The sequence below is a fragment of the Streptomyces sp. NPDC039609 genome, from assembly GCF_055596705.1.
Map to the genome: position 1 here is coordinate 197,622 of NZ_JBVIUJ010000001.1, position 23,426 is coordinate 221,047.

Genomic DNA, 23,426 nt, shown 5'->3' on the forward strand with positions numbered 1-23,426 from the left:
GGGCCTCGCGGTCAGTGGGTCGGTAGGGGCCGGGCGTCGGAGGCGCGGGCCCTCCTCCGGTGTCCAGCGCCGTGTGATCGGCGTACGCGCGTTCGGATAACCTGACTGGGCCGGGCGAGCCCGGCTCGGGTACGGGGGCCGCCATGGTGGAACGCAGGGGACGAACGGGCAGAGGCAGAACTCAGGTGAGAGACGGAGACCGGGCGTGTGCCCGTCGCGAGCCCGTTGGGAAGGGTTTCTCGGAACGGGTGGCGCAGGACGCTTGCCTCGGCCCGGCCCCGAGGGCGAGGCGCCGTGGATGACGTCGTGCTCACGGCCGCCGCTCTGTACGTCATCGTTCTCCTACGAGCCGGAGGGACGTTCGCCGTCGGGTGGCTCGCCGGTGCCGGGGCCAGGCGCAGCAGGCTCGCCGGGCGGATCTCCGCGGCCACGTTCATGCGTGCGGAACGCGCGATCCAGCGGTGGGGCGCGCCGGTGGTGGCCATCTCCTTCCTGACCGTCGGTTTTCAGACCGCCGCCAACTTCATCGCCGGCAGCATGCGCATGCCCCTGCGGCGCTATCTCCCCGCACTCTTCGTGGGCGGAGCGGCCTGGGCGCTGGTGTACGCGACCGCCGGGCTCGGGGCACTCGAGATACTGGCGCGACTGTTCGCCGAGCGGACGGCACTCGGGGTCGCCGCGGTCGCCGCCCTCCTCCTCGCGGTGTGCGGTGTGGCGGTGTACCGACGACGCAGGGCCGCTCGGTCCCCGTCCCCCAGCGACGCCGCCGCCGAAGAGTCCTGAGCCCGTCCGGCGCCACGCACGCCGCGCGGCGTGCGTGGCGCCGGACGGTCCCGCGAAGCCGCTCTCCTGCCCCGGTCCGGGCCACCACCCGGGTGGCTTCCCCGTCGTGCCGTCCCTTTTCGTCACCGACGGGGACGGCTCCCGCAGTGTGGCGGGGCCGGGGCGGCCAGGCGCGCGAGCAGGGCGGGGCGGTGGACGTACGAGGGCAACCCGGAACGCCAGGTGCGGCTGACGTTTCTCGGACAGCGACGGGGACGGCTCCCACAGTGTGGCGGGGCCGGGGCGGCCAGGCGCGCGAGCAGGGCGGGGCGGTGGACGTACCAGGGCAACCCGGAACGCCAGGTGCGGCTGACGTTCTCGGACAGCGACGGGTACTGCGAGACCGTGGGCGGGATTTCCCGCCGTACCGAACGGTGCGATGTCCGGCGTCGGCCGGCCGTTCAGCCCCGACGTGAGGGGCCGACGCGGGGCGTACCGCGCCCTTCCGCGTCATGGGCCGCGAGCGCGGCGTGCAGGGTGACCAGATCGGCGCCCCGGGACGCGTCCAGTCCGGTGAGATCCGTCGCCTTGCGCAGGCGGTAGTCCACGGTGTTCGGATGGACCTGGAGCCGGGCTGCTGCCCGGCGACGGTCGAGGCTGCAGGCGAGGAAGGTGCGCAGGGTGGCGAGCAGTTCCGGGCGCGTGTCCAGCGGGTCGAGCAGCGCGGCGAGCCCTTCCCTGGCCGGGCTCGGACGGCTCAGCTGATATTCGAGCAGCACGTCGTCGAGCAGGTACAGTCCGGGCTCGTGGCCGGATGCCTCGGCCACCTCACGTACCTCGCCGGCCAACCGGGCGGCGTCCGCAACGCCCTCCGGTGGCGCGGCGGCCGCCCCGGCCAGCACCTCGGCGCCGCACATCCGGCCCAGTTCGACCACCAGTCGGGAGAGCCGCTCCCGGTCCGCCTGGCCGAACGCGGCGGCCGGCGCCTCGTACGGGACGAGGACCAGCCCTCCGCCGTCCGACAGCACGGACAGCGCAACTCCCGCCGTCTGCCGATGCAGTTCGTTGCGCAGCCGCCGGAGTTTGCGGCGAGCGGCGACCGCGTGGTTCACGCCGGGCACCAGCTCGTCCGGATGCCGTCCCACCGAGATGCTCAGCACCAGGTAGCAAGGTGGCAGACGGATGCCGGCGCGGTCGGCCGCGGCCTTGGGGCTGCCGCCTTCCAGCAGTCGGGACAGCAGCGACTGCAGGGCGACCTGCTGGTCGCCCAGCGCCGTCTGCCGCTCCTGCACGTACCCGGCGGCGACCGCACAGCTCACCAGCCTGAGATACGCGAGCAGCTGACGCTGGACCAGTAACACGTCGCCGATGTCGCCCGGTTCGGCCGCCGGAAAGACATGGGCGGCGCACTCCTCCGCACCGAGGTGATAGGCGCCGACCACGGCCTCCAGCGGCACTCCCTCGTCGGCACGCCGAGCCGACGACTCGCGGATCGCCGCTTGCTCCGACTGATCCGGCGGCTCGCCGGTGCGCAGCATCTCGGCGAAGCTCCGGATGCCGCGCGTCACCTGTTTGGCGATGTCGCCACCGAGCTGTTCCGACGGCAGCCTTCCATAGACGGGCAGCCGTTCGACGAGCCGGACCATGACCGCACGCTCGAGCGCACCGGCCGCAGCCTGGAGCCGGTCGTAGACCGGAACGCCGCCGAAGCGCGGCACCGAGTCGTGTGCCGCGGCGTTGGGTGCGGTCACAATCCACCTCGCAAATCTCTGTTTTCCGCCCTGGAGACGCGACGGCGCACCGCCTCCATCATGTTTCCGGGACATCTCCTACCGGTTGGTAACACGTCAGGCCGGTGGATTGCCAGACGTGGCGGACCGCGGCCGCGTCATGCATCGGATCTCCCCGTACGACCTGACCGCACCCGAGAGCCGCCATGCCCGCACCTCCGCCCGCCGCACAGGAGACCGTCAAACCCCGACTCGCCTTCGCACGGAACCGGCGCCCGGAATCTCCGGGCAGGGAGCCGCCAACCCTCTGCCGGTCGTGCCGTTTTCGAGCCCTCAGGCCGGTCGGCCCCCCACTCAGGAATCGAGGAAGCCATGTCCAAGACGGCAGTTCGTCTGATTTCCATCGCTGTCGCCATCGCGGCCGCCATGACCGCCGCGCCGGCGGCCACCGCCACCGAGTCCGTGCAGGCTGCGACCACGACGACGGCTACGTCCGCCGCGAGCGACCCGTTCTACACCTACGACGGCAGCGAGCCCCTGTCGTCGTTCGCCCCGGGCGCCGTGCTGAAGACGCGGACGCTGCGGTACCACCTCGTCGGCATCCCCACGCCGTTGAGGGCGATCCAGCTGCTCTACCGCAGCACCGACGCCCAGGGACGCCCGGCGGCCAACGTGACCACGGTGGTGCGCAGCCTCACGGGTGACGGAAGCAAGGCCGTGTCGTACCAGTCGTTCTACGACTCGCTGAACCCGGAGGACGGGCCGTCCCGCGCCATCGCCGGCGACCTCACCCTCGGCGGCGTGATCCCCAACGTCGAGGCCGTCTTCATGGCGCCTCTGCTGGCGAAGGGCTACACCCTCGTCATCCCGGACACCCAGGGGCAGCGGGCCGCCTTCGCCGCCGGGCCCGAGTACGGAACCAACACCCTGGACTCGATCCGTGCCGCGACCGGTTCCGCGGAGACGGGGCTGAGCGACAACACCAGGTTCGGTCTCATGGGTTACTCGGGCGGTGCCATCGCCACGAACTGGGCGGCCGCGATGGCACCGGCCTACGCGCCGGACGTGAACCGGAAGTTGGTCGGCTTCGCCGAGGGCGGCCTGCTCGTGACCCCGGCGCACAATCTGAAGTACGTGGACGGCTCCCTCGCGTGGTCGGGCGTCATCCCCATGGCGATCATCGGCGTCTCCCGCTCCTTCGACATCGACGTCAAGCCCTACCTGAGCAGCTACGGCCTGAAGGTGTACGCGGAGCTGGAGAAGGGCTCCATCGTCAACGCCCTCGGCCGCTACCCGGGTCTGACCTGGAAGAAGATGGCGAAGCCCGAGTACGAGAACATCAACTCCGTCCCTGAGATCGTCACGGCGGTGAACCGGATCAACCTCGGCTCCGCCGCGACCCCGACCATCCCCGGGTTCATCGCCCAGGGCGACGCGGGCGTCATGGAGGGAACCTTCAGCAACCGCCCGGGGATCGGCACGGGTGATGGCGTCATGGTCGCCGGTGACGTGCGCGCGCTCGCCCGGCAGTACTGCGCCACCGGCAACACCGCCATCACGTACCGGCAGCACGAGCTGCTCAGCCACGTCGGCGTGCCCGTCATCTGGGCCCCGCTCGCGATGGACTGGCTCGATGCCCGCTTCGCGGGCCGGACGGCCCCGTCCGACTGCGGCCGCATCCCCGCAGGCAACTCGCTGGCACCGGAGGAGCCGACGTCGTCGTCCTGACCCGTGTGGCCCTGCCGCGCGGCTCCGCGCGGCAGGACCACACGCCTGCGACACCCGGCGGGGCGCTTCGCCCTGCGGTCCGACCGTCGGGTCCGCCACGGCCGCCCATGCCAGGCGCCACAGGGCGACGACAGCGTGCGCCGCTGTGCCCCGGGCGGCGAACCTCCGGGCCGACCGATATCGGCCCGGGGCCGGCCGGCGGCGTTGCCCGGGGTCAGTCATGCGGTGGGGCGAGATCGCCGCGCAGCCGCCGGGCACGAAGGACCAGCTCCAGTTCGAAGCGGCGGTCCGGGTCGTCCAGGTCCGCGCCCCACAGCTCACGGAGCTGTCTCAGCCGGTAGCGCACGGTCTGCGGGTGGACCCCGAGCCGGGAGGCCACCTCCGGGGCACCGCCCCGTGTCTCCAGCCAGGCCAGCAGGGTCTCGGCGAGACGGTGGGTGTGGGCCGGGCCACCCGACTCGTCCAGCTGTGCAAGCCGCCGCCGCGCAAGATCGTCGATCAACTCCCCTGCGGGCAGCAGTACCAGGGCTTCGACGTGCTCGGAGCAGTGCAGGAGCCGCCCTCGCGGCAGCAGATCCTCCTCGATCATCCCGACCGCGGCCTCGGCCCAGCGCAGCGACGTCACGGCCTCCGCCAGGGGAACCGACGGGCCGATCGCTCCGGACCAGCCGGCCACCGCCTGGTGCAGCAACTCCGCGCGACCGGGGGCGTCCGGGTCCGGTACGACCAGACGCGGCTGCTCGCCCTCCATGTCGAGCAGCACCCCGTCGCCCACGGCAGGGGCGACAGCCTCCAGGGCGGGGCGAAGCAGCACGGCGACCGCCGCCCTTTCCGGCAGTTGCCAGCCCACGTCGGCCGCGCGGTCGGCGAGGAGGGCGGACGGATCCGTGCGGTGCTCGGCGAGCAGGAGATCGACGAGAAGTCGCTGCCGGCGCAGCCGCTCCCCGGCCTGGCGGGCGACGGCCTCGGCGTACCCGCGTACCGACTGGGCCACCATGACGTCGAGGTACTCGAACGCGGACTCGGCGAGTTCGTACATGGCCGCGGACGGGATGTCGACCTGCTGCCCGATCTCCGCCATGCGCCGCCAGGAAAGGCGCACGCCCAGCCGGTAGATCCCCTGCAAGGAGTCCAGGCTGCGCCCCTGCGCGACCTCACTGCGCCCGAAGTCCTGGAACATCTCGGGGAGGGCGCGAGGCCGGTCCGACCCCGTGGTCATCTGCTCGACGAAGAGCTCCAGGGCGTGCCGGATCGCCACCAGGGCCTTCGGCTCTCCGGACTCGTCGGCGATGAACACCAGACCCGGATAGCTCCGTCGGATCTCGGCCAGGATGTCCTGTGCCAGCTCGGGGACCTGCGCCAGGGCGCGGTCGGCGAACTGCTGAATCCGTTCTTGTGGCACGTCGTGCCACGCTGACGACGCTTCCACAACATCGCTCCTGGATGTCCGGTCCACATGCGCTCGGTCACCGGCCCGCCTCTTCACAACCTAGCCCGCGCCGGAGCCCGGCGTGCTGGTCGTCCCTGAGGCGGGTGGTTCGGGGAACGTGACGAGCGGCACATTCTGCTGCTCGGGTGTGGCGCCGAGAGCGGCGACGATTCCGAAGGCGGCGCCTGCGGCCAGAACGGCGGCGGCGATGCAGGTCAGGAAGGCGGCGAGCAGTCTGGGCATGAGGATGATCGGCCTCTCAGTCGATGAGGTCTGTCACCCAGCGCGCCGGCCCGGTCCGGCGCGGTCAGTATGCGAGGCGCGTTGACAGAAGGTCAAGGGCCGCCTACTTTCGCCGTTCACCGCCACTGTTACTCCTGGGTAAGTCGTTCCTCCCCCCGGACAGGCCGCAATCCGTGCGTGTGGTTCCTTCCCGCGCAGCCCATGAGCCCCTCGCATATCGCACCCGTATCGGAGTACTCGTATGCGTCGTTCAATATCCCCTTTGTCCCTGGTTCTGCTGGGTTCCGGAGTCTTTCTGCTGGTGCTCACCCAGCTCCTCGTCTGGTACGTGGAGCCGCGCGCCAAGCGCACTCCGACCGATGTGAACTCCACGACGGTCTTCCGTGGGCAGGGCAGCTACTTCGACACCGGGTCCGTCGCCACCGTGGACGACCAGACGATCACGATCACCCGCAAGGTGCTGGGGAACGTGGCCGAGAGCGAGCGCAGCGGAAACGCGATCTGGGACGTGTCGACCCAGATCGACACGCCGAAGACACTGCCGCTGGCCGACCCGCGGAAGTCCCTGCAATGGACCACCGAACGCTGGGTGACCGACCGTCGGACGAACCTCCCGGTGCACTGCTGCGAGGAGAAGCCCGGGTTCGAGGGCGAGGCCTACCTGAAGTTCCCGTTCGATGTCGAGAAGCGCGCCTACACCTGGTGGGACAGCACCCTGGGTGCCGCCGTGCCGCTGGAGTTCGAGGAGGTCACCGAGGTCGACGGGCACGAGGGCTACCGCTTCGTCGGCACTGTCGAGGCCACCGCGACAGGCACCCGTATGGTGCCCGGCGTGCTGGTGGGCAGTTCGAAGCCGGGCCAGGTGCTGGCCGAGGAGTGGTATTCCAACGCGAGGATCGAGCTGACCGTGGACCGGCGAACGGGTCGGATCATGAACGCGGTGATCGCGCCGACCAAGACGCTGCGGGCCCCGGGTTCGCAGAAGGACGCGGTCACCCTGCTGTCCAGCGAGCGGCTGGAGTTCACCGACGCGACCCGCCTCGAGCAGGTGAAGCTGGCCTCCGAGGACGGCAGCCGGTTGAAGCTGCTCGGCGAGACCGCGCCCCTCGGGGGCGGGGTCCTTGGCGGCCTGCTCGCCGCCGTCGGCGTTGTGTCGCTGATACGCGGCCGTCGACGGTCGGAACACTCAGAAGGGTGATAAAGCGGCACAGGACCTGCGTCCCGAACTTGTCACCGGGCTGAGTAGCCGGAACGACTTGTCGAACGAAGACTGACGTTACCCCCGAGTAAGAGCAAGGTTGCCGGTGTGAGCGTGCTCCCACCCTCAGGAGTCCGCCATCGGCAAGGTGCTGAGACGGCCGCACCTCCACCGTCCGCGCCTCGATACCCGCAAGACCCGCAGTACCCGCAGGACAGAGCCAGCCCAGCGCTTCATCCCCGGAAGCCCGGCAATCCCCCCACCCGCCTGCCCCCACCCGCCTGCCTCCCGCAGCCGCCTTCTTCCCCCACCCGCCTGCCTCCCGCAGCCGCCGAGTTGGAGCACCTCTATGCCCCAGCGCGCGTCCGCTCTGGCCCTCGGCCAGAAGGACTCCCTCTCCGTCCCCACTCACGTCCGCACCGGCAGCCATGTCGCCGACTCGCTCGCCGCCGACCCGCTCGTCGCATCTCCTGGGACACCACTACCGCGTCCGCGTCGGATCACCTTTCTCGCCCGTCGCGACCTGGCCAACCAGGCCGCCGGCGGATCGGAACTGCTCATCGACCGGATCGCCGACGGCCTGACCTCCGGCGGCCATGAGGTCACGCTCGTGTGCGGCGGCCCGGCCGCCCAACGCGACTACCGGGTGGTCTCCGCGGGAGGTGACGCCGGTCACTTCCTGCGCGCCAGGACGACCTTCGCACGCGAGGTCGGCGACTGCGACCTGCTGGTCGAAGTGTGCAACGGCATGCCGTACCTGGCGCCGCTTTGGCATCGCGGACCAACGTTGTGCCTGGTCAACCACGTGCACACTGATCTTTGGCAGATGCGTTACCCGGGCCCGGCGGCACGGCTGGGACGCAGGCTGGAGCACTGGGCACTGGCCGGCACCCACCGCGACAACCTCATGGTGGCCGTCTCCGAGTCGACCGCCTCCGAGCTGCGTGACATCGGCGTGGCCGCGGACCGCATCCGGATCGTCAACAACGGTGTCGAAGACCCCGGCCCACTGCTGCCCGAGGCCAAGGAACCACTGTTCCTGGCCGTCGGCCGATTGGTGGAGTACAAGCGGATCGACCTGCTCCTCAGGCTGTGGGAGCGGGTCCGCCCCGTCACCGGTGGCCGGCTCGTCGTCGTGGGCGACGGCCCCGAACGGTCACGCCTCGAAGCCATGGCCGGCCCCGGTGTGACGTTCACAGGCCGGGTGTCGGACGCCGAGAAGCACCGGCTGATGTGCGAGGCGTGGCTGCTGCTGCACCCCTCCCTCGTCGAGGGCTGGGGGCTGGTCGTCACCGAGGCGGCCGCCCGGGCCACCCCCGCGATCGGATTCGACATACCCGGCCTGTGCGACTCCATCGAGGACGGGGAGACCGGGGTGCTCGCCCGGGGGGAGAGTTCGTTCGCCGCTGCGTGGTGCGCCCTGTCTCTCAGTACCGAGCGGCGCGCGGCCCTCGGACGTGCCGCCGTGCATCGTGCCAAGCGCTTCCGCTGGAGCGCGACGGTCCGTCAGTTCCAGGCGGTCGCCGCCGAGGCCGTGGCCCGCGCCGCCACCCCGGGACGCGGCAGGAGCGGCCGTGGCTGAGATCACCGAACACGAATTCAAGGATCCGTCGCTGAAGCGATCGGCCGCCCTCTTCCGGGCGTTCATGCGCGAGCCCAGCGATCCCGAACGGTGCTACACCCTGCTGGCCCGCGACTCGGTCGCACAGGTGGCACGGCACATCGACCTGCCCGGCAAGATCGTCGTGGACATCGGCGGTGGCAGCGGCCACTTCACCGAGGAGTTCCGCCGCCGTGGCGCGCAGAGCTACCTCTTCGAGCCCGACCTGCGGGAGCTGAGCGCCCGAGGCCCCGTCACCGAGGGCGCTGTGCTCGCCGACGGATATCTGCTGCCGCTCGCCGACGGGGCGGCGGACGTCTGTTTCTCGTCCAATGTGCTGGAGCACGTGTCGGACCCGCAGACGTTCATCAGCGAGATGGCGCGGGTCACCCGCCCCGGCGGACTGATCTACCTGTCGTTCACCAACTGGCTCTCCCCCTGGGGAGGTCACGAGACCGCGCCGTGGCACTACCTCGGGCCCGACCGCGCCCGCGCACGCTACGCACGGCGCACCGGCCGCGAGGCCAAGCACACGCTCGGCGAGAACCTCTTCCCCGTCCACATCGGTCCCACCCTGCGGCACGTCCGTGGCCGCGACGACGTGCAGGTCGTCACGGCGCGCTCCCGTTACTGGCCATTCCTCGCGAGCACGATCACCCGGGTGCCGGGACTCCGCGAGATCGCCACCTGGAATCTGCTGCTGATTCTCAGGCGAAGCCCATGAGTCTGCGAAGCGAGGAACGGTCATGACCACTACGGTCCAGGCGCCCACCCGGGCGCCGCAGCCCGGCCCGACGCCGTCGGCGGCGCTCGGCGAGCCGCGCGGACGACGCCTGCTGTTCGGCTTCTGGGCCGTCGTGCTGGTGTCGTTCCTCGCGGTGTCACCGGGGAAGATGACGTTCGAGACCAAACTCGGCGTCGCCCTCGACCCCTGGCGCTTCCTCGGCGACCTCGGTTCGCTGTGGAACGGCAACGTGGGCCTCGGCGGCATAGCCAACCAGTACATCGGCTACGCCTTTCCCGCGCTCCCTTACTACGCGTTCATGGACCTGCTGCGGGTTCCGGTGTGGTTGGCCGAACGGCTCTGGCTGTCGATCATCGTGACCGCCGCCTTCTGGGGCGCGCTCAGGCTCGCCGAGCGGCTGCGCGTGGGGACACCCGCGTCCCGGTTCCTGGGCGCTGTGGCGTACGCGCTGTGGCCCACCTTCACGATCGTCATCGGATCGACGTCCGCCGCCGCGCTGCCCGGCGCCCTGCTGCCCTGGGTGCTGCTGCCGCTGACCTCCGCGACGCTGAGCCACCGGATGGCCGCCGCGCGTTCGGCCCTGCTGATCCCCTTCATGGGTGGCGTGAACGCCGCCTCCACGTTGGCCGCGCTGCTGCCCGTGGGGCTCTACCTGCTCAGCCGCCCGCCCGGCCGGCGCCGGCGCGCGCTGCTGGGCTGGTGGATACCGGGAGTTGCGCTGGCCACCGTCTGGTGGGTGGTGCCGCTTCTCCTGCTCGGCATGCACGGCGAGAACTTCATGCCGTACGTCGAGCAGGCCGACACCACCACCGCCACCATGTCCGCGACCGAGCTGCTGCGCGGCGCCGGTAACTGGGTGGCCTATCTGAACTTCGGTGAGGCATGGCTGCCGGCCGGCTGGGCCGTCGCGACCTCCGTCGTCACCATCCTCGGCTCGGCGTTCGCCGCGGCGCTGGGACTCGCGGGTCTGGCCCGGCGGGACCTGCCGGAGCGCCGCTGGCTGCTGCTGACCGTCCTGGCCGTCGTCCTGATCACGCTCGCCGGGTACGGAGGAGCCTTCGGCGGTCCGTTCCACGGGGTCGTCCAGGACTGGCTGAACGGGCCGTTGAAGCCGTTCCGCAACATCTACAAGTTCCAGCCTGGACTGGCCCTCGCGCTCACCCTCGGACTGGTCCATCTGACGGCCGTGCTGTCCGAGAGCAGAGGTTCCCGCGCACTCCGCGGTCGGCGCTGGGTGCCTGCGGCCGCGGCGGTGCTGGTACTGCCCGGCCTGGCGCTCCCGTACGTCAACGGATCGATCCTGCAGCCCGGGGCGTTCACCAAGCTGCCCACCCACTGGGAGCAGGCCGCCGGCTGGCTCGAGGACAACGCCCCCGACAACCGTGCGCTGGTCGTCCCGGCGACGGCGCACGGCATCTACACCTGGGGTTCCCCCATCGACCAGCCGTTCGACGTGCTGGCCGAGACCCCCTGGGCACAGCGTGACTTCGTCCCCTTCGGCACTCCCGGAGCACGCCGCATGACGGACGCCGTCGAGCAGGCGCTGCTGTCCGGCACCGAGGTTCCGGGCCTTCGGGCGTACCTGGCGCGGGCCGGTATGCACGAGGTGGTCGTCCGCAACGACCTCGACCCCGACCAGATCGGCTATGTCCCGCCTCAGACGGTGAAGCGGACCCTGGAGTCGTCCGGCTACCGCAAGGTCGCCGGGTTCGGCCCGCTGGTGACCGGCGGACGCATCGCCGCCGACACCCCGCTCCAGGTGCAGGGGCTCTACCCGCGGCTCCAGGCCGTGGAGATCTACGAGCCGCAGGACCGTGACGGGAGGCCCGGCAGGGTCGGTGTCTCGGCCGTGGCCGACACGGCCGTGGTCAGTGGCGGACCCGAGTCGTTGCTCCAGCTGTCCGCCGACCCCTCGATGGCCGAGCGGCCGGCCGTGCTGGCAGGGGACGGGCTTCCCCAGGGCGTGGTCGCACCGGTGAAGGCGGTCGCGGACGGGCTGCGCCGAGCCGACACCCGGTTCGGCCTGGTCAACAACAACACCTCGTACACCTACACGGCGGACGAGCGCAATCACTCCGGCAGCCTGCAGAACCCGGGGGAGAAGCCCAAGCAGATCCTGCCGTCGGAGGGCACCGACCACCAGACGACGGCGGTGCTGCGCGGTGCCGAGTCCGTGACGGCTTCCAGCAGCGGCAACTGGCTGTTCCACCAGCCGCAGTACGACCCGGTGAACGCCTTCGACGGCAACCCGGACACCGCGTGGGCCGAGGGCAGCCCGGGCAGGCCGGTCGGCCAGTGGCTCAAGGTCGAGTTCTCCCGGCCGACCGACATCCCGGCCTCCGTCCAGCTGACGCCCCTGCCGGGCGACTCCATGCGCGCGGCGCCCACGCAGGTGCGGATCGAGACCGACCGCGGTGCGGCCGAAAGCCCGCTGCAGACGAACGGCCTGCCGCAGACCGTCAGGGCTCCGGCCGGCGAGGCGACCTGGATGAAGATCACCGTCGTTGCCGCGCAACAGGCCCGACCAGGCCTGTCCGGCGCCGGCTTCTCCGAGGTGGCGATCCCGGACGTGCAGGTGACGCGCATGCTGGCGCTGCCTGCCGACGCGGAGCGCACCGACGCGGCGACGACCGTGTACTCCCTGCACCGGGGCACCGACGCGGGCGGTCTGTCGCCCGTATCGGCCGAGGTGGGACTGCACCGGCGGTTCACCACCCAGGAATCGGGCGAGTACAAGCTGTCGGCGCGAGCCGTCGCGGTACCCGGCGGCCCGTTGGACGAACTTCTGGACCGTTCGGCCCCCGGATCGAAGAACCGGCTGACGGCCTCCGTTGACTCCACCAGCCGCAACGGCTCGTCACTCAGCGCCCGCAACCTGGTCGACGGTGATCTGACGACCGCCTGGATAGCGGGCGACCGGCCGGTCGTCCACCTGAGCTGGCCCAAGAAGACGAAGATCGACGAGATCGTCCTCGCGCCGGCGGGCGGGGTGTCCACCCGGCCCGAACAGGTGATGATCAGCTCCCCGGGCGGCGCCGCCGTGGCCGACGTGGACGAGAACGGGCGGGCCCGATTCCCGGAGATCGAGACGAACCGGCTCGACATCACCATCAGCAGGGTCGCCCCGCTCACCGTCCACAATCCGGTGGCGAACGCGCAGTTGCAGCTGCCGGTCGGGCTGAGCGAGGTGCATGTTCCCGCACTCGCAGATCTGCGGGTGCCGCCGCCGAAGCCGTCCGCGCGTTTCTCGCTGCCGTGCGGCAAGGGCCCGGACCTCGCTGTGGGCGGTGTCCTGCACAAGACGACGGCCTCCGGACTCGTCCGGGACCTCACCGAGCGGCGCCCCGTCATCGTCGCCCTCTGCGCGGGGGAGGAGAAGGACGGCACCCTCGAACTTCCGTCCGGCGATCACGAGGTGGAGGCCGGTGACGCGGGCCCGCTGGCGATCACCGACGTCACGCTGACCCGGGGCACCCCGCAGAAGACGGCGGGAGCGGCGGGTCGCGAGGCCACCGTCACCAGGTGGACCGACGACAACCGGACCGTCTCGGTGTCGGCCGGCTCCGGCGGGGCCGCGTACCTGCGGACCTTCGAGAACGCCAACGACGGCTGGAAGGCCACGCTCGACGGCAGGGAGCTGGAGCCGGTGCGCCTCGACGGCTGGCAGCAGGCCTGGGTGATACCGGCCGGGGCGTCCGGCACGGTGACCATGGAGTTCGAGCCCTCCGGGCCGTACAGAACAGCCCTGATCGGCGGTGCGATCGCGCTCCTCGCCCTCGTCGTCCTGGCCTTCGTGGGCCGTCGGCGTCACGCCGGTGGAGCCGACGAGAGGCTGCCCGAACCAGCGGCCCCGGGGATGCTGCTCGGGGTGCTTGCGCTGACCGCGGTCGTCGCGGTCGCGGCGGGGCCGTCGGCTCTGGTCGTGCCCGTACTCGCTGTGGCGGCGCGGATCCGCCCGGCCGTCCTCGTGCCGACCGCGGCGGCGGCGATGGTCGGAGCGGGCCTCGTCGCGGCCGTGGGCGCCGGGGAGCCGGTTGCCGCAGGGGAGGGCGCGTTCAGCGGCTTGGCGCAGGTGCTCGCGCTTGTGGCCCTGGCAGCCGCGCTGGTGACGGCGGTGAGGCCGGAGTCCGTGGCCGCCGGGCGTGGGCACGACGACGGACATGAGGACCACGACGGTGCCGACGCGCCGCAAGCCGGACCGGTCGTCACGGCCAGGCCGCGAAGCACCGGCGAAGGGCACCGGCCCGAGCCGCCTCTCTGGCGGCCCGAAGGCGGTGGCCCCTCGTGATCGCGCCGTGGACCGTCGCCGGGAGGGGGAGCACGCCCCCTCCCGGCACGGTCCGGATTCCCTTTCCGACCGTCGACGAGGTGTCGCGGCACTGCCTCAGTGACGAGGAACCGGAGAGCGTGCACATCGAGGTCCATCTGCCCGGACGGCTGGACGAGGCACGGCTGCGGGCCGCCTTCCGGGGGGCGCTGCTGGCACACCCCAGGGCGTTGATGCGGGAAGTGCCCGGCCGTCGGCACCGCCGGTCCTTCGCGTGGGAGCTGACCGATCAACCGGACAGCGACCCGGTGAGCCTCGCGGGACGGGGCCCCGACGCGTTGGCCGGGGCCCGGGCCCGCGCCCTGAGCGAATGCCCGCCGCTCACCCTGTCGCCGCCGATGCGCCTGGAAGTCGTCGAGGTGGACGGTGGAACGGCCGCCCCGGAGCCGTCGGCGGCGCGCGTGGCTTCCGGGACCGGGACCGTGCTGCTGCTGACGATGCATCACACGGCCCTCGACGCGGGGTCGGGGCTGCGGGTGCTCGCCACGACCGCCGAACAGTACGGCGGCGTGACCGGCCTCCCGGTCACCGGGCGGGTCCGTCCGGAGCGCTCGGGTCAGGCTCCGAGCTTGACCGGCGGCACCGGCGATGCCGTACGTGCGCGCCCCGTACGCGTCGCGCCGGACTCCCGGCCCCGGCCGGTACGTGCCCGCGCCGTGGGCAACGGCATGCTGCAGGCGGACCTGCCCGTTCCACGGCGTGCGGCGCGGAGCGGGGGCCTCGAGCCCTGGACCGTCAACGACCAACTGCTGGTCGCCGCATCGCTGATGGTGGGCCGCTGGAACGTCTCGCAAGGCCGGCCGGCCGGTCCGGTGAGGATCACGATGCCCGTGGACGACCGGCCGCGCGGCACGGAGATGCCGATGGGTAACGGAACCCGCCTTGTCGAGGTGGCCATGACCTCCGAGGACCCGCGCGACACCGACCTGCTGCTCGGTGAACGGCCGGACCCGGCAGCCGTGACCCGGTTGCTGCGTACGACGGCTCGGCGTACCCGCGCGCTGAAGTCGGCCCATGGCGCCCCTCTGGGCGCCGGGGCGAGTCTGCTGACCGCGCCGTTGCTACCGGTCGGCATCCGGGGCGTGCTCACCCGTGGCGCACGGCGGGCGGCGGCGCCTTGGACGTCGACGGCGCTGGTCACCAACATCGGACGCGTGCCGTACGAACTGGACTTCGGCGACGCCGGCCGGGCGACAGCCGTGTGGTTCTCCGCACCGGCACGGATGCCGCGCGGGCTGAGCGTGGCGGCGGCTTCCACCGGCGGGCGACTGCATGTGACGCTGCGCTGGTCGCGGGCGCTGCTCGGTGACGCGGCCGGTGCGGATCTGGTGGGCTTGTTCGAGGAGTCGCTGTCGGCGACGTCGCTCACCCCGGCCGGGGGAAACGCTCCTGGGACGGGGCCGGGAGCCCGCATCCGGGAGGGGGACGCCACCGCCGCGGACACCGAGGCCTCCCCGGCCCGGGATCACGCCCGGAGCCCGGGCGGGCCGTACCACCGCGACACACCCCATCCCGACTCGACACCACGTGGAGCCCGCTCCACCCACGACAGCTGGAAGAGGCCGTCATGACCCTCTCCGCCAAGGGCTCCGCAGCAACCGGGAAGTCGCCCGAAGCGGCGGTGACTTCGCCGAGCTGGCCGGTCCCCGGGCTGCGGGACTTCTACGAGAACCCCGCCGTTCCCGTCGCCTCCGGGGAAGCCCGGACACTGCGTCAGGCCCGGATGCTGGCCGATGCGCTCGGCCCCGTCGGGCCCGGCCGCCCGGCCGCGACCGTGCTCGACGTGGGCTGCGGGGACGGCTCGGCCGGCGCGACCGCAGCCCGCGTCCTGGACGGGCACCGCGTCGTGGGGATCGACTGGTCGCAGGACGCGCTGCTCCGGGCGGCCACGCGCCTGAGCCAGGTCGTCCGCGGCGAGCTGACCGGCAGTGGTCTGCCGTTCGCCTCCGGCAGCGCCGACGCCGTGCTGTTCAGCGAAGTCGTCGAGCACCTTGTCGACCCCGACAGTGCCCTCGACGAACTGCACAGGGTGCTGCGGCCCGGTGGGCATCTGATGCTCTCGACGCCCAACCTCGGCGCTTGGTACAACCGCGCCCTGCTGCTCGCCGGAGTCCAGCCGGTGTTCTCCGAGGTGAGTCTGCGCCGCATCCACGGCAGACCGGGCAGGGAGGTCGTGGGCCATCTGAGGCTGTACACGGCGCGCGCGCTGCGCGAGTTCGTGGCGGCGTCCGGGTTCGAGGTGGTGTCGGTCGCCGGTGCGCCGTTCCACGGAGTGCCGCGACCGCTCCGCCCGCTGGACCGCCTGGCCTGCGGGCTGCCGTCCCTCGCCTCCATCCTCCTCGTGCATGCGAGAAAGGTGTAGCCCGTGGTGTGGGGTGTGATCGCCGCGCTGGTGGCGAACGTCCTGTACAGCACCGGCTTCGTCCTGGAGAAGCGTGCGCTCGCCGGCATGCCGCGGCTGAGCGCCGCACAGCCGGGCCGCGCCCTGATCCTGCTGGCGTGCAGACCCTTGTGGATCTGCGGGGCCATGGCGCTGGCCCTGGGGTTCGCCGCGCAACTGGCCGTCTACCGCACACTGCCGATCGCCGCCGCCCAGGGCTTGTTCCTGTCCGGCCTGGTCCTCCTGCTGGTGCTCTCGTCGGTGGTGCTCGGTGAACGCCCCTCCGGCCGCGAGCGGCGTGCGGTGGCCGTCATCGGTCTGGCGCTGGTGATGGTGGTGGCCTCGCTGTACGGAACCAGCGAGGAGATCAGCCGCAGCGCGCCCACCGGCATCCTGCTGGCCCTGTGTGTACCGACCCTCGCGGCCGGGCTGGTGCTGTACACAGCCGCGGAGCGGCGCGCCCGCCGTCGCCATCGGCAGCCGACCACCGGAGTGGCCTATGCGGTCGCCGTCGGTCTGATCTACGGAGTCAGCTCGCTGGCCATCAAGGGCGTCTCCGGGCATCTGGACACCTCGGACCTCCTGGCCTCCGTGCCCGTCCTGTTCGCCTCCCCCTACCCGTACCTCCTCCTTCTGACAGGGGTCGGCGGACTGGTGCTGTCGCAGACCGCGCTGCAGCGCTGCCGGGCGTCACTGATCGTCCCGGTGTGTACGACGGTGACCTGTGTGTTCACGATCGTGAGCGGCACGATCGCGTTCGACGAACCGCTGCCCGACGACTCGTTGCGGCTGTTACTGCGTCTCGGCGGCACCGCCCTCGCACTGACGGTCCTGCTCACCCTGCCGCGACACGACGCGGACACCCCCACTTCCGAAGGAGCCCGGTCATGAAGCCCGACAACCCGCTGCTGAAGATCCTCGCCTGCCCGCTCGACAAGGGTCCGCTGATCCTCGACGAGACCGGGGGCGCTCTCTACAACCCGCGCCTGCGCCGCCGCTATCCGATCATCGACGGCGTTCCGCAACTGCTTCCCTCCTCCGGCGTGCCCGCCGTCGAGGAGGAACCTGTGATCGAGAACAACCATGACGTGTCCGCCGGACCATCCGACTCCGTTGGCCGGGACAGCGCTTGAATACGGTCGGGGTTGTCCCTGCGCGGAGGTTGGTGGACACGAACAAGGACCACGCGGAGCGTCAGGTGCGGCTGAGCTTCCTCGGGTAGCTCTTGTGCGAGTCACTCAGGAACCACGGGAACTCTGCCAGCTCCCTCGTTCACCTCAATCAGGGCCCGGTCGCAGATCGTGATCAGGTCGCCCAGGCCGAGCCCGACGAAGAGCTGACGTGTCCGTCGAAGAACGCGCCTCTTCGTGTCGGTCCCGGGTGATGTCGTTCTGCTCGGCACCGACGGCATGACGAACCCACTGATCCAGGAACGTGAATTCGTCATGCGCCTGGCCGACTACTGGGGCCGTAGCGAGGTTCCGACGCCCTCCGACTTCTTGTGGCAGGCGCAGTTGCGTGCCAAGACGTACGACGACGACCGCACGGTCGTCTGTCTGTGGGACCAGGGAGGAGCACGTCATGAGGTCCACCATGGGTGCCCGGGTGGGGGACGCCGACCGGAGGGCGGCTGATTCCGTGTTCCTCACGGCGTCCGCATAGGCTGACCGTGTGGATGACGGGCATGCGGAGACGATCGAGACGGATACCGGGAGCAGGGCCGATCTGCAGAAGTTCGGGGTCGCTCTGCGTCGGACCATCGGTGAGATGAACCGCCTGGTCCATGGCTTCGCTTCGACCGAGAGCCTGCACCCCACCGACGTCCATGCGCTCTCGTTCGTGCTCGACAACCCCGATACGGCCACCCCGGGGCTGTTGCGGGAGCATCTCGGCCTGACATCCGGCGCGGTGACCGCCTGCCTCGACCGCCTGGAGAAGGCCGGTCACATCCGGCGCAGCAGGGCCGACGACGACCGGCGGGTGGTACGCATCCACTACGTCCCGGGAGCCCGAGCAGTCGCGCGGGCCTATTTCATGCCGCTCGCGCAGGCGGCGGATCGTGCGCGCGGCCATTTCACAGAGGACGAACTCGCGGTCGTTCTGAGATATCTGGACGCGCTGAACGAGGAGCTCGGCGAGTTGCGCGTTCCCCGCCGCTGACGCAGCCCCGTGCGGTTCGCGCGGCCGGCATCTCCTCCAGGGGCACGTACGGGTCGACGAAGTACCACCCCCGCGCCCGACTGCCCCAGCGATGGGCGACGCCCGTTTCTCGATGGCTGCATCCGTGTCGTACCGGTGCGCGGAAGACGGGGTGGTGGCCGGTGATCGGTGATTCGGTTATCGGTGTGGGCGCGGGAGCCCCGTATGCCCTGACTGTCGGTGCCCGAGATGGTCCATGCTTCAATCTATCTTGATCATTGAGATTGTTGACTGTTGAGAGACGTTGGAGTGTTCATGTCCACACCCCTGCGGTGGGCGAGCAGACTGCTGCCGCTGCTCGTGCTGGTCGTCTGGCTCGTCATCGGGGGAGGCCTCGGCCCCTACGCCGGCAAGCTCGGCGAGGTCGCGACCAACGACCAGGCCGCCTTCCTGCCCCGCAGCGCGGAGTCGACACAGGTCCTGCGGGCTCAGGAGGCGTTCCGCCAGGAGAAGACCCTTCCGGTCCTGATTCTCTGGACCGCCGAGGGCGGAGATCGCATCGATCCGTCGGCACAGGCGGCCGCCACCCGGGCCCTGTTCACCTTGAAGGGCACCGCAGGCGTCGTTGGCACGCCTTCCCCGGCCTTCCCTTCCGAAGACGGCGAGGCACTGCGAGGAATCGTTCAGCTCCGCACCGACCTCGGCGACGAGCTGCCGGTGACACTGGAGGAGGTCGACGCCGCGGTCTCCGTCGTGCCGGGGACCGAGGTGTGGCTGGGCGGCCCCGCCGTCACGCAGGCGGACCTCGGCGACGCGTTCGCCGGCATCGACGGTCTCCTCCTCGTCGTCGCCCTCGTGACCGTCCTGGTCATCCTGCTCCTGGTGTACCGGAGCGTCCTGCTCCCGCTGATGATCATCCTCGGGGCGGTGTTCGCCCTCGGTCTGGCCTGCGCCGTCGTGTACGTCCTGGCCGATCACGACATCGTGCGGGTCGACGGGCAGGTGCAGGGCATCCTCTCCATCCTCGTCATCGGCGCCGCCACGGACTACGCCCTGCTGCTCGCCGCCCGCTACCGGGAGGAGCTCGGCTTGCGGAACGGCGACCCCGTGGCGGCCATGCGGGCCGCCCTCAAGCAGTCCTTCGGACCGATCGTGGCCAGCGCCGCGACCGTCGCGCTCGGCCTGCTCGCGCTCCTCTTCAGCGATCTCACCAACAACCGCGCCCTCGGCCCCGTCGGCGCCATCGGCATCGCCTGCGCCGTGCTCAGCGCCGTGACATTCCTTCCCGCCGTCCTGGTACTCCTCGGCCGGGCCGCGTACTGGCCGGCCCGCCCCAAGGCGAGTACCGGCGACGACGCACACCCCGTGTGGCGCAAGGTCGCGGCGCTCGTCGACCGCGCACCGCGCAAGGTCTGGGCCGGTTCGCTCGCCGCCCTGCTCGCCTGTGCCGCCTTCTCCTTCACGCTCGACTCCAAGGGAGTGCCGCTCGACGAGATCTTCGTCAAGGACGCCCCCTCCGTCGCCGCTCAGGCGCGTCTGAGCGAACATTTCCCCGCTGGTGCGGGCAACCCCGCCGTCGTCATCGCCGGCGCCGGTGCCGCCGAGAAGGTGCGCACCGCCGCCGGGGGTGTCGACGGAGTCGACTCCGCGGTTCTCTTCGCCGCACCGGGTACCACGCAGCCGCTCGTCGCGGGCGGGCGCGTCCGGATCGACGTCACCCTCGCGGACGCCGCGGACTCCGACGCCGCCAAGGACACCGTCGCCCGCCTGCGTACCACCCTCCACGCGGTACAGGGCGCCGACGCACTCGTCGGCGGCTACACCGCCCAGCGGTACGACACCCAGGTCACCGCCGAACGGGACAGGAAGCTCATCGTCCCCGTCGTGCTGGCGATCATCCTGGTGATCCTCGTCGGCCTGCTGCGTTCCCTGCTGCTGCCCGTGCTGCTCGTGGCGACGGTCGGGCTCAACTTCCTGGCCACGCTGGGCGTCGCCGCCGTCGTCTTCGAGTACGTCTTCGGATTCACCGGAACCGACTCCGCCGTACCCCTGTACGGATTCGTCTTCCTGGTCGCCCTCGGCGTCGACTACAACATCTTCCTCATGTCGCGGGTGCGCGAGGAGACGGTGCTGCACGGCACGCGCGAGGGCATGCGCCGAGGGCTGGTCGCCACGGGAGGAGTCATCACCTCGGCCGGTGTCGTCCTCGCCGCCACCTTCGCCGCGCTGGGGGTCATCCCGCTGGCGTTCCTGGTCCAGATCGCCTTCATCGTCGCCTTCGGCGTCCTGCTCGACACGCTGGTGGTCCGGTCGCTCCTGGTTCCGGCCCTCGTCAGGGACATCGGTCCCGCGGTCTGGTGGCCGGGCTCGCTCCGGCACCGCCCCTGACGTTCAGGCGATCGAGGGCGAACGCCCTCGATCGCCTGCCGCAGACGCCCCCTTCGCCCTGAACCCGGCGGCGGCGGGGCGCCCTCCGTGCCGAGGCTTCCTCGCCTCCCGTACGGGTGGATGGCCGCCATCTGCGGATGCTCGCCGACGTCCCGCGCTTCCACCGCGCCGCGTTCCGCCGATCCGGCGACGACCGGAGCCGAGGATGATCCACGGGCCGTCCTCGTACCTGTGTCAGCCTGCGGCGCGCCCGGCCGGCTCCCCGTACAGCCGGGAGATCACGCCGATCGCCTCGCGCAGTCCGGTGGGACGCGCCATGCCGGGCGCGGGCGTCCGGCCGAGCCAGCCGGGGCCCGCGAGAAGAACGAGGGGAGCCGTGCGTGCTCCCAGTACACCGAACGCCGTACCCGCGACGTGCCGGGCCAAGGAGTGGTTCGCGGTGGATCTCACCTGGGACCAGAGGGCCACGGCGGTCGGCCCCGACCGTCGTACCGCCGCGTCGAGGGCCTCCGCGGGCACGGCCGCGCCGAACATCCTGGTCGGCAGGCCCTGTTCGGTCAGTCCCGCCGCAAGCGCCTCCAGGGGCAGCGTGTGCTGCTCCGCGGGGACGCAGGCCAGCACGACCGGAGCGGCCGAGGAGGCGGTTGCCGGGCCCGTGACGGCGGCTCGTCGCAGCGCGGTGGAGACGTGCCAGGAGAGCAGGTGCTCCACCTCGACGAGCGGTCGTCGGATGATTCCCACTTCCGGCCCACCGCGTGCGGCGTCGGGGCCATGATCTCTTCCCATGCGGTGACCAGCCCGTACTTCGCCGGAACCTCCTGAAGCAGCCCTTCCATGGCCGGACCGTCGAGGCGTCGCCGGCGCCCCGGCGTGACTGCCCGGCCGGTGGGGGGCACCCTGGAGGCATGGCCCGAGCCAACGACCAGGTCGAGGCGCTGCTCCAGGAGTACGCAGAGTTCATCGCGATCCGGGGAGGGGAGGCCTTCAAGGCGAGGGCCTACGAGAAGGCCGCACGTGCCGTGGGGGGCTACCCGCAGGACGTCTCCACACTGGACGCGAAGGGGCTGCGTGAGATTCCGAACGTCGGCAAGTCCGTCGCCGACAAGATCCTGGAGTACCTGCGGACCGGCCGTATGTCCGTCGTCGACGAGGCCCGGACGGCCGTGCCGGCAGGAGTGCGCGAGCTGATCGCGATTCCGGGGCTGGGGCCACGGAAGGCCATGGTCCTGTACGAGGAGCTGGGCACCACCACCGTCGACCAGTTGATCGACGCCATTCACCAGGAACGGCTGCGCGACCTGAAGGGCTTCGGGGAGCGGACCGAGGAGAACATCCTGCACGGCATCTCGGTCCTGCGGAAGGCCGGCGAGGGCCGGATCCTCGTCAGCGCCGCCATGGACATCGCCGAGCAGCTCGTCGCGGAGCTCTCGGAGATCCGCGGCTGCGTCCGATGCACGTACGCGGGATCCCTCCGCCGTATGAAGGAGACCATCGGGGACATCGACATCCTGGTGGCGGCGCGCCGATCGGCCCCCTTCATGGACGCCCTAGTCGCCCTTCCGTCCACGGCCGAGGTCATCGCGCAGGGTGAGAAGAAGACCTCAGTACGGACCGTCGCGGGACTCCAGGTGGACCTGCGGGTCCTTCCCCCAACCTCCTGGGGCGCGGGGCTGCAGTACTTCACCGGCTCCAAGGCGCACAACATCCGCACGCGCGAACTCGCGGTGCGCCAAGGCCTCAAGCTGTCGGAGTACGGACTCTTCGACGCCGAGAGCGGCGAGAGCCTGACGTCCGCGACGGAGGAAGCGATCTACGAGAGGCTCGGGCTGCCCTGGATCCCGCCGACGCTGCGCGAGGACCGCGGCGAGATCGAGGCCGGGTTGCGCGGCGAACTCCCCGAGATCCTGACCGAGAAGGACATCCGCGGCGATCTGCACACCCACACCGACCTCACCGACGGGCTGGCCCCGCTGGAGGACATGATCGCCGCCGCCGCGGCCCGCGGATACGCCTACTACGCCGTCACCGACCATGCCCCGAACCTGTACATGCAGCGTATGACCGACGAGAAGATCCTCGCCCAGCGCGAGCGGGTACGCGCACTCGACGGCGTCCACCACAGGATGCGGCTGCTGCACGGCACGGAACTCAACATCGGCCCGGACGGCTCGCTGGACTGGCCCGACGAGTTCCTCGCGGACTTCGACATCTGTGTGGCCTCGGTCCACTCCCACTTCAACCAGAGCCGGCGGGAACTCACCCGCCGGCTGATCCGTGCCTGCGAGAACCCGTACGTCGCCGTCATCGGCCATCCCACGACCCGTCGGATCGGCAAACGCCCGGGCGTCGACGCCGACTTCGACGCGGTCTTCCAGGCATGTGCGCGGGCGGGCACGGCTCTGGAGATCAACGCGCATCCCGAGCGGCTCGACCTGTGCGACGAGGACATCCTGCGAGCGAAACGGTACGGCGTGAAGTTCGCCGTAAGCTCCGATGGGCACGCCATCACGCATCTGCCGTACATGCGCTACGGGGTGGCCACGGCCCAGCGCGGCTGGTTGACGACGGACGACGTCATCAACACGTGGCCGCTGACGAAGCTGCGCCGGTTTCTGAGCAAGCGGGGCATGCGCAACAAGGGCGGCTGAAGCGTGACGCCCGCCGGTGGGCACGGCGCACCTGCCTTGTGGCACAGGGGTGTTCGGCGACGAGGACCGTGTGGTGGCCGGGCGGCTCGGACGCCTTCTCAGCGGCCTC

The 23,426-nt window shown here is 71.2% G+C and carries 17 protein-coding genes and 1 pseudogene; 14 read left to right on the plus strand and 4 right to left on the minus strand.

The genetic code is table 11. The features are described from left to right. The first annotated feature begins 294 nt into the window (after nucleotides 1–294). The gene (locus tag ACZ561_RS00965) at nucleotides 295–783 is read left to right on the plus strand and encodes a DedA family protein (protein WP_470987962.1); all 489 of its coding nucleotides are present in this window, start codon (nucleotides 295–297) and stop codon (nucleotides 781–783) included. A gap of 440 nt (nucleotides 784–1,223) precedes the next feature. Here the strand turns inward: ACZ561_RS00965 and ACZ561_RS00970 are convergent, their stop codons facing one another. Further along, complete coding sequence (locus ACZ561_RS00970) at nucleotides 1,224–2,513, minus strand: PucR family transcriptional regulator (protein ID WP_470987965.1); 1,290 nt, start codon at nucleotides 2,511–2,513, stop codon at nucleotides 1,224–1,226. 351 nt (nucleotides 2,514–2,864) lie between these two features. Here ACZ561_RS00970 and ACZ561_RS00975 point away from each other — a divergent pair, with 351 nt between their 5' ends. Further along, on the plus strand, nucleotides 2,865–4,220 hold the full coding sequence (locus tag ACZ561_RS00975; protein ID WP_470987968.1) for a lipase family protein: 1,356 nt from the start codon (nucleotides 2,865–2,867) through the stop codon (nucleotides 4,218–4,220). A 214-nt stretch (nucleotides 4,221–4,434) separates the two neighbouring features. On the opposite strand, the gene ACZ561_RS00980 is transcribed toward ACZ561_RS00975, so the two are convergent. Both ACZ561_RS00980 and ACZ561_RS00985 read right to left on the minus strand, forming a co-directional pair. Further along, nucleotides 4,435–5,622 carry a PucR family transcriptional regulator gene (locus ACZ561_RS00980; protein WP_470987971.1) on the minus strand — a complete coding sequence of 396 codons (1,188 nt, stop codon included), beginning with the start codon at nucleotides 5,620–5,622 and terminating at the stop codon, nucleotides 4,435–4,437. Between the two features lie 87 nt (nucleotides 5,623–5,709). Then, complete coding sequence (locus ACZ561_RS00985) at nucleotides 5,710–5,892, minus strand: hypothetical protein (RefSeq protein ID WP_470987974.1); 183 nt, start codon at nucleotides 5,890–5,892, stop codon at nucleotides 5,710–5,712. 241 nt (nucleotides 5,893–6,133) lie between these two features. Between ACZ561_RS00985 and pgfA the strand changes: the two genes are divergently transcribed. The 11 genes from pgfA (at nucleotide 6,134) to ACZ561_RS01040 (ending at nucleotide 20,669) form a co-directional block, all read left to right on the plus strand. Then, complete coding sequence (gene pgfA, locus ACZ561_RS00990) at nucleotides 6,134–7,090, plus strand: cell envelope lipid trafficking protein PgfA (protein ID WP_470987977.1); 957 nt, start codon at nucleotides 6,134–6,136, stop codon at nucleotides 7,088–7,090. Between the two features lie 349 nt (nucleotides 7,091–7,439). Then, entirely contained in the window at nucleotides 7,440–8,672 is a 1,233-nt protein-coding gene (locus ACZ561_RS00995) for a glycosyltransferase family 4 protein (RefSeq protein ID WP_470987980.1), read from the plus strand. A gap of 64 nt (nucleotides 8,673–8,736) precedes the next feature. Next, on the plus strand, nucleotides 8,737–9,414 hold the full coding sequence (locus ACZ561_RS01000) for a class I SAM-dependent methyltransferase (RefSeq protein ID WP_376445481.1): 678 nt from the start codon (nucleotides 8,737–8,739) through the stop codon (nucleotides 9,412–9,414). Nucleotides 9,415–9,436: 22 nt separating this feature from the next. Next, nucleotides 9,437–13,723 (plus strand): alpha-(1->3)-arabinofuranosyltransferase domain-containing protein, encoded by a 4,287-nt coding sequence (locus ACZ561_RS01005; RefSeq protein WP_470987983.1) that lies wholly within the window; start codon nucleotides 9,437–9,439, stop codon nucleotides 13,721–13,723. Further along, nucleotides 13,720–15,333, plus strand: coding sequence for a condensation protein (locus ACZ561_RS01010; protein WP_470987986.1), 1,614 nt, complete (start codon nucleotides 13,720–13,722; stop codon nucleotides 15,331–15,333). Before ACZ561_RS01005 ends, ACZ561_RS01010 begins: the two co-directional genes overlap by 4 nt. Then, the gene (locus ACZ561_RS01015) at nucleotides 15,330–16,124 is read left to right on the plus strand and encodes a class I SAM-dependent methyltransferase (RefSeq protein ID WP_470987989.1); all 795 of its coding nucleotides are present in this window, start codon (nucleotides 15,330–15,332) and stop codon (nucleotides 16,122–16,124) included. The genes ACZ561_RS01010 and ACZ561_RS01015 overlap by 4 nt, the downstream gene beginning before the upstream one ends. Before the next feature lie 3 nt (nucleotides 16,125–16,127). Then, the gene (locus ACZ561_RS01020; protein ID WP_470987991.1) at nucleotides 16,128–17,033 is read left to right on the plus strand and encodes a DMT family transporter; all 906 of its coding nucleotides are present in this window, start codon (nucleotides 16,128–16,130) and stop codon (nucleotides 17,031–17,033) included. Then, a complete protein-coding gene (locus ACZ561_RS01025; protein WP_470987994.1) occupies nucleotides 17,030–17,275 on the plus strand; it encodes a Trm112 family protein in 246 nt (81 codons plus the stop codon). Before ACZ561_RS01020 ends, ACZ561_RS01025 begins: the two co-directional genes overlap by 4 nt. Before the next feature lie 234 nt (nucleotides 17,276–17,509). Further along, the gene (locus ACZ561_RS01030) at nucleotides 17,510–17,776 is read left to right on the plus strand and encodes a hypothetical protein (protein ID WP_470987997.1); all 267 of its coding nucleotides are present in this window, start codon (nucleotides 17,510–17,512) and stop codon (nucleotides 17,774–17,776) included. 37 nt (nucleotides 17,777–17,813) lie between these two features. Next, nucleotides 17,814–18,302 (plus strand): MarR family winged helix-turn-helix transcriptional regulator, encoded by a 489-nt coding sequence (locus tag ACZ561_RS01035; protein WP_470988000.1) that lies wholly within the window; start codon nucleotides 17,814–17,816, stop codon nucleotides 18,300–18,302. A 294-nt stretch (nucleotides 18,303–18,596) separates the two neighbouring features. Then, nucleotides 18,597–20,669 carry an MMPL family transporter gene (locus ACZ561_RS01040; RefSeq protein ID WP_470988002.1) on the plus strand — a complete coding sequence of 691 codons (2,073 nt, stop codon included), beginning with the start codon at nucleotides 18,597–18,599 and terminating at the stop codon, nucleotides 20,667–20,669. A 234-nt stretch (nucleotides 20,670–20,903) separates the two neighbouring features. On the opposite strand, the pseudogene ACZ561_RS01045 reads toward ACZ561_RS01040, so the two are convergent. After that, nucleotides 20,904–21,523: pseudogene (locus ACZ561_RS01045) on the minus strand (transcriptional regulator); the annotation flags it as partial. Nucleotides 21,524–21,574: 51 nt separating this feature from the next. On the opposite strand from ACZ561_RS01045, the gene polX reads away from it, so the two are divergent. Continuing rightward, a complete protein-coding gene (polX, locus tag ACZ561_RS01050; protein WP_470988005.1) occupies nucleotides 21,575–23,317 on the plus strand; it encodes a DNA polymerase/3'-5' exonuclease PolX in 1,743 nt (580 codons plus the stop codon). Nucleotides 23,318–23,426: the final 109 nt, after the last annotated feature.

Excerpts from the sequence above, each read along its gene's own strand:
- ACZ561_RS00975 (WP_470987968.1), top strand. The coding sequence starts at position 2,865 with ATGTCCAAGACGGCAGTTCGTCTGATTTCCATCGCTGTCGCCATCGCG.
- ACZ561_RS00985 (WP_470987974.1), bottom strand. The coding sequence starts at position 5,892 with ATGCCCAGACTGCTCGCCGCCTTCCTGACCTGCATCGCCGCCGCCGTT.
- pgfA (WP_470987977.1), top strand. The coding sequence starts at position 6,134 with ATGCGTCGTTCAATATCCCCTTTGTCCCTGGTTCTGCTGGGTTCCGGA.
- ACZ561_RS00995 (WP_470987980.1), top strand. The coding sequence starts at position 7,440 with ATGCCCCAGCGCGCGTCCGCTCTGGCCCTCGGCCAGAAGGACTCCCTC.
- ACZ561_RS01000 (WP_376445481.1), top strand. The coding sequence starts at position 8,737 with ATGCGCGAGCCCAGCGATCCCGAACGGTGCTACACCCTGCTGGCCCGC.
- ACZ561_RS01005 (WP_470987983.1), top strand. The coding sequence starts at position 9,437 with ATGACCACTACGGTCCAGGCGCCCACCCGGGCGCCGCAGCCCGGCCCG.
- ACZ561_RS01015 (WP_470987989.1), top strand. The coding sequence starts at position 15,330 with ATGACCCTCTCCGCCAAGGGCTCCGCAGCAACCGGGAAGTCGCCCGAA.
- ACZ561_RS01025 (WP_470987994.1), top strand. The coding sequence starts at position 17,030 with ATGAAGCCCGACAACCCGCTGCTGAAGATCCTCGCCTGCCCGCTCGAC.
- ACZ561_RS01040 (WP_470988002.1), top strand. The coding sequence starts at position 18,597 with ATGTCCACACCCCTGCGGTGGGCGAGCAGACTGCTGCCGCTGCTCGTG.
- polX (WP_470988005.1), top strand. The coding sequence starts at position 21,575 with ATGGCCCGAGCCAACGACCAGGTCGAGGCGCTGCTCCAGGAGTACGCA.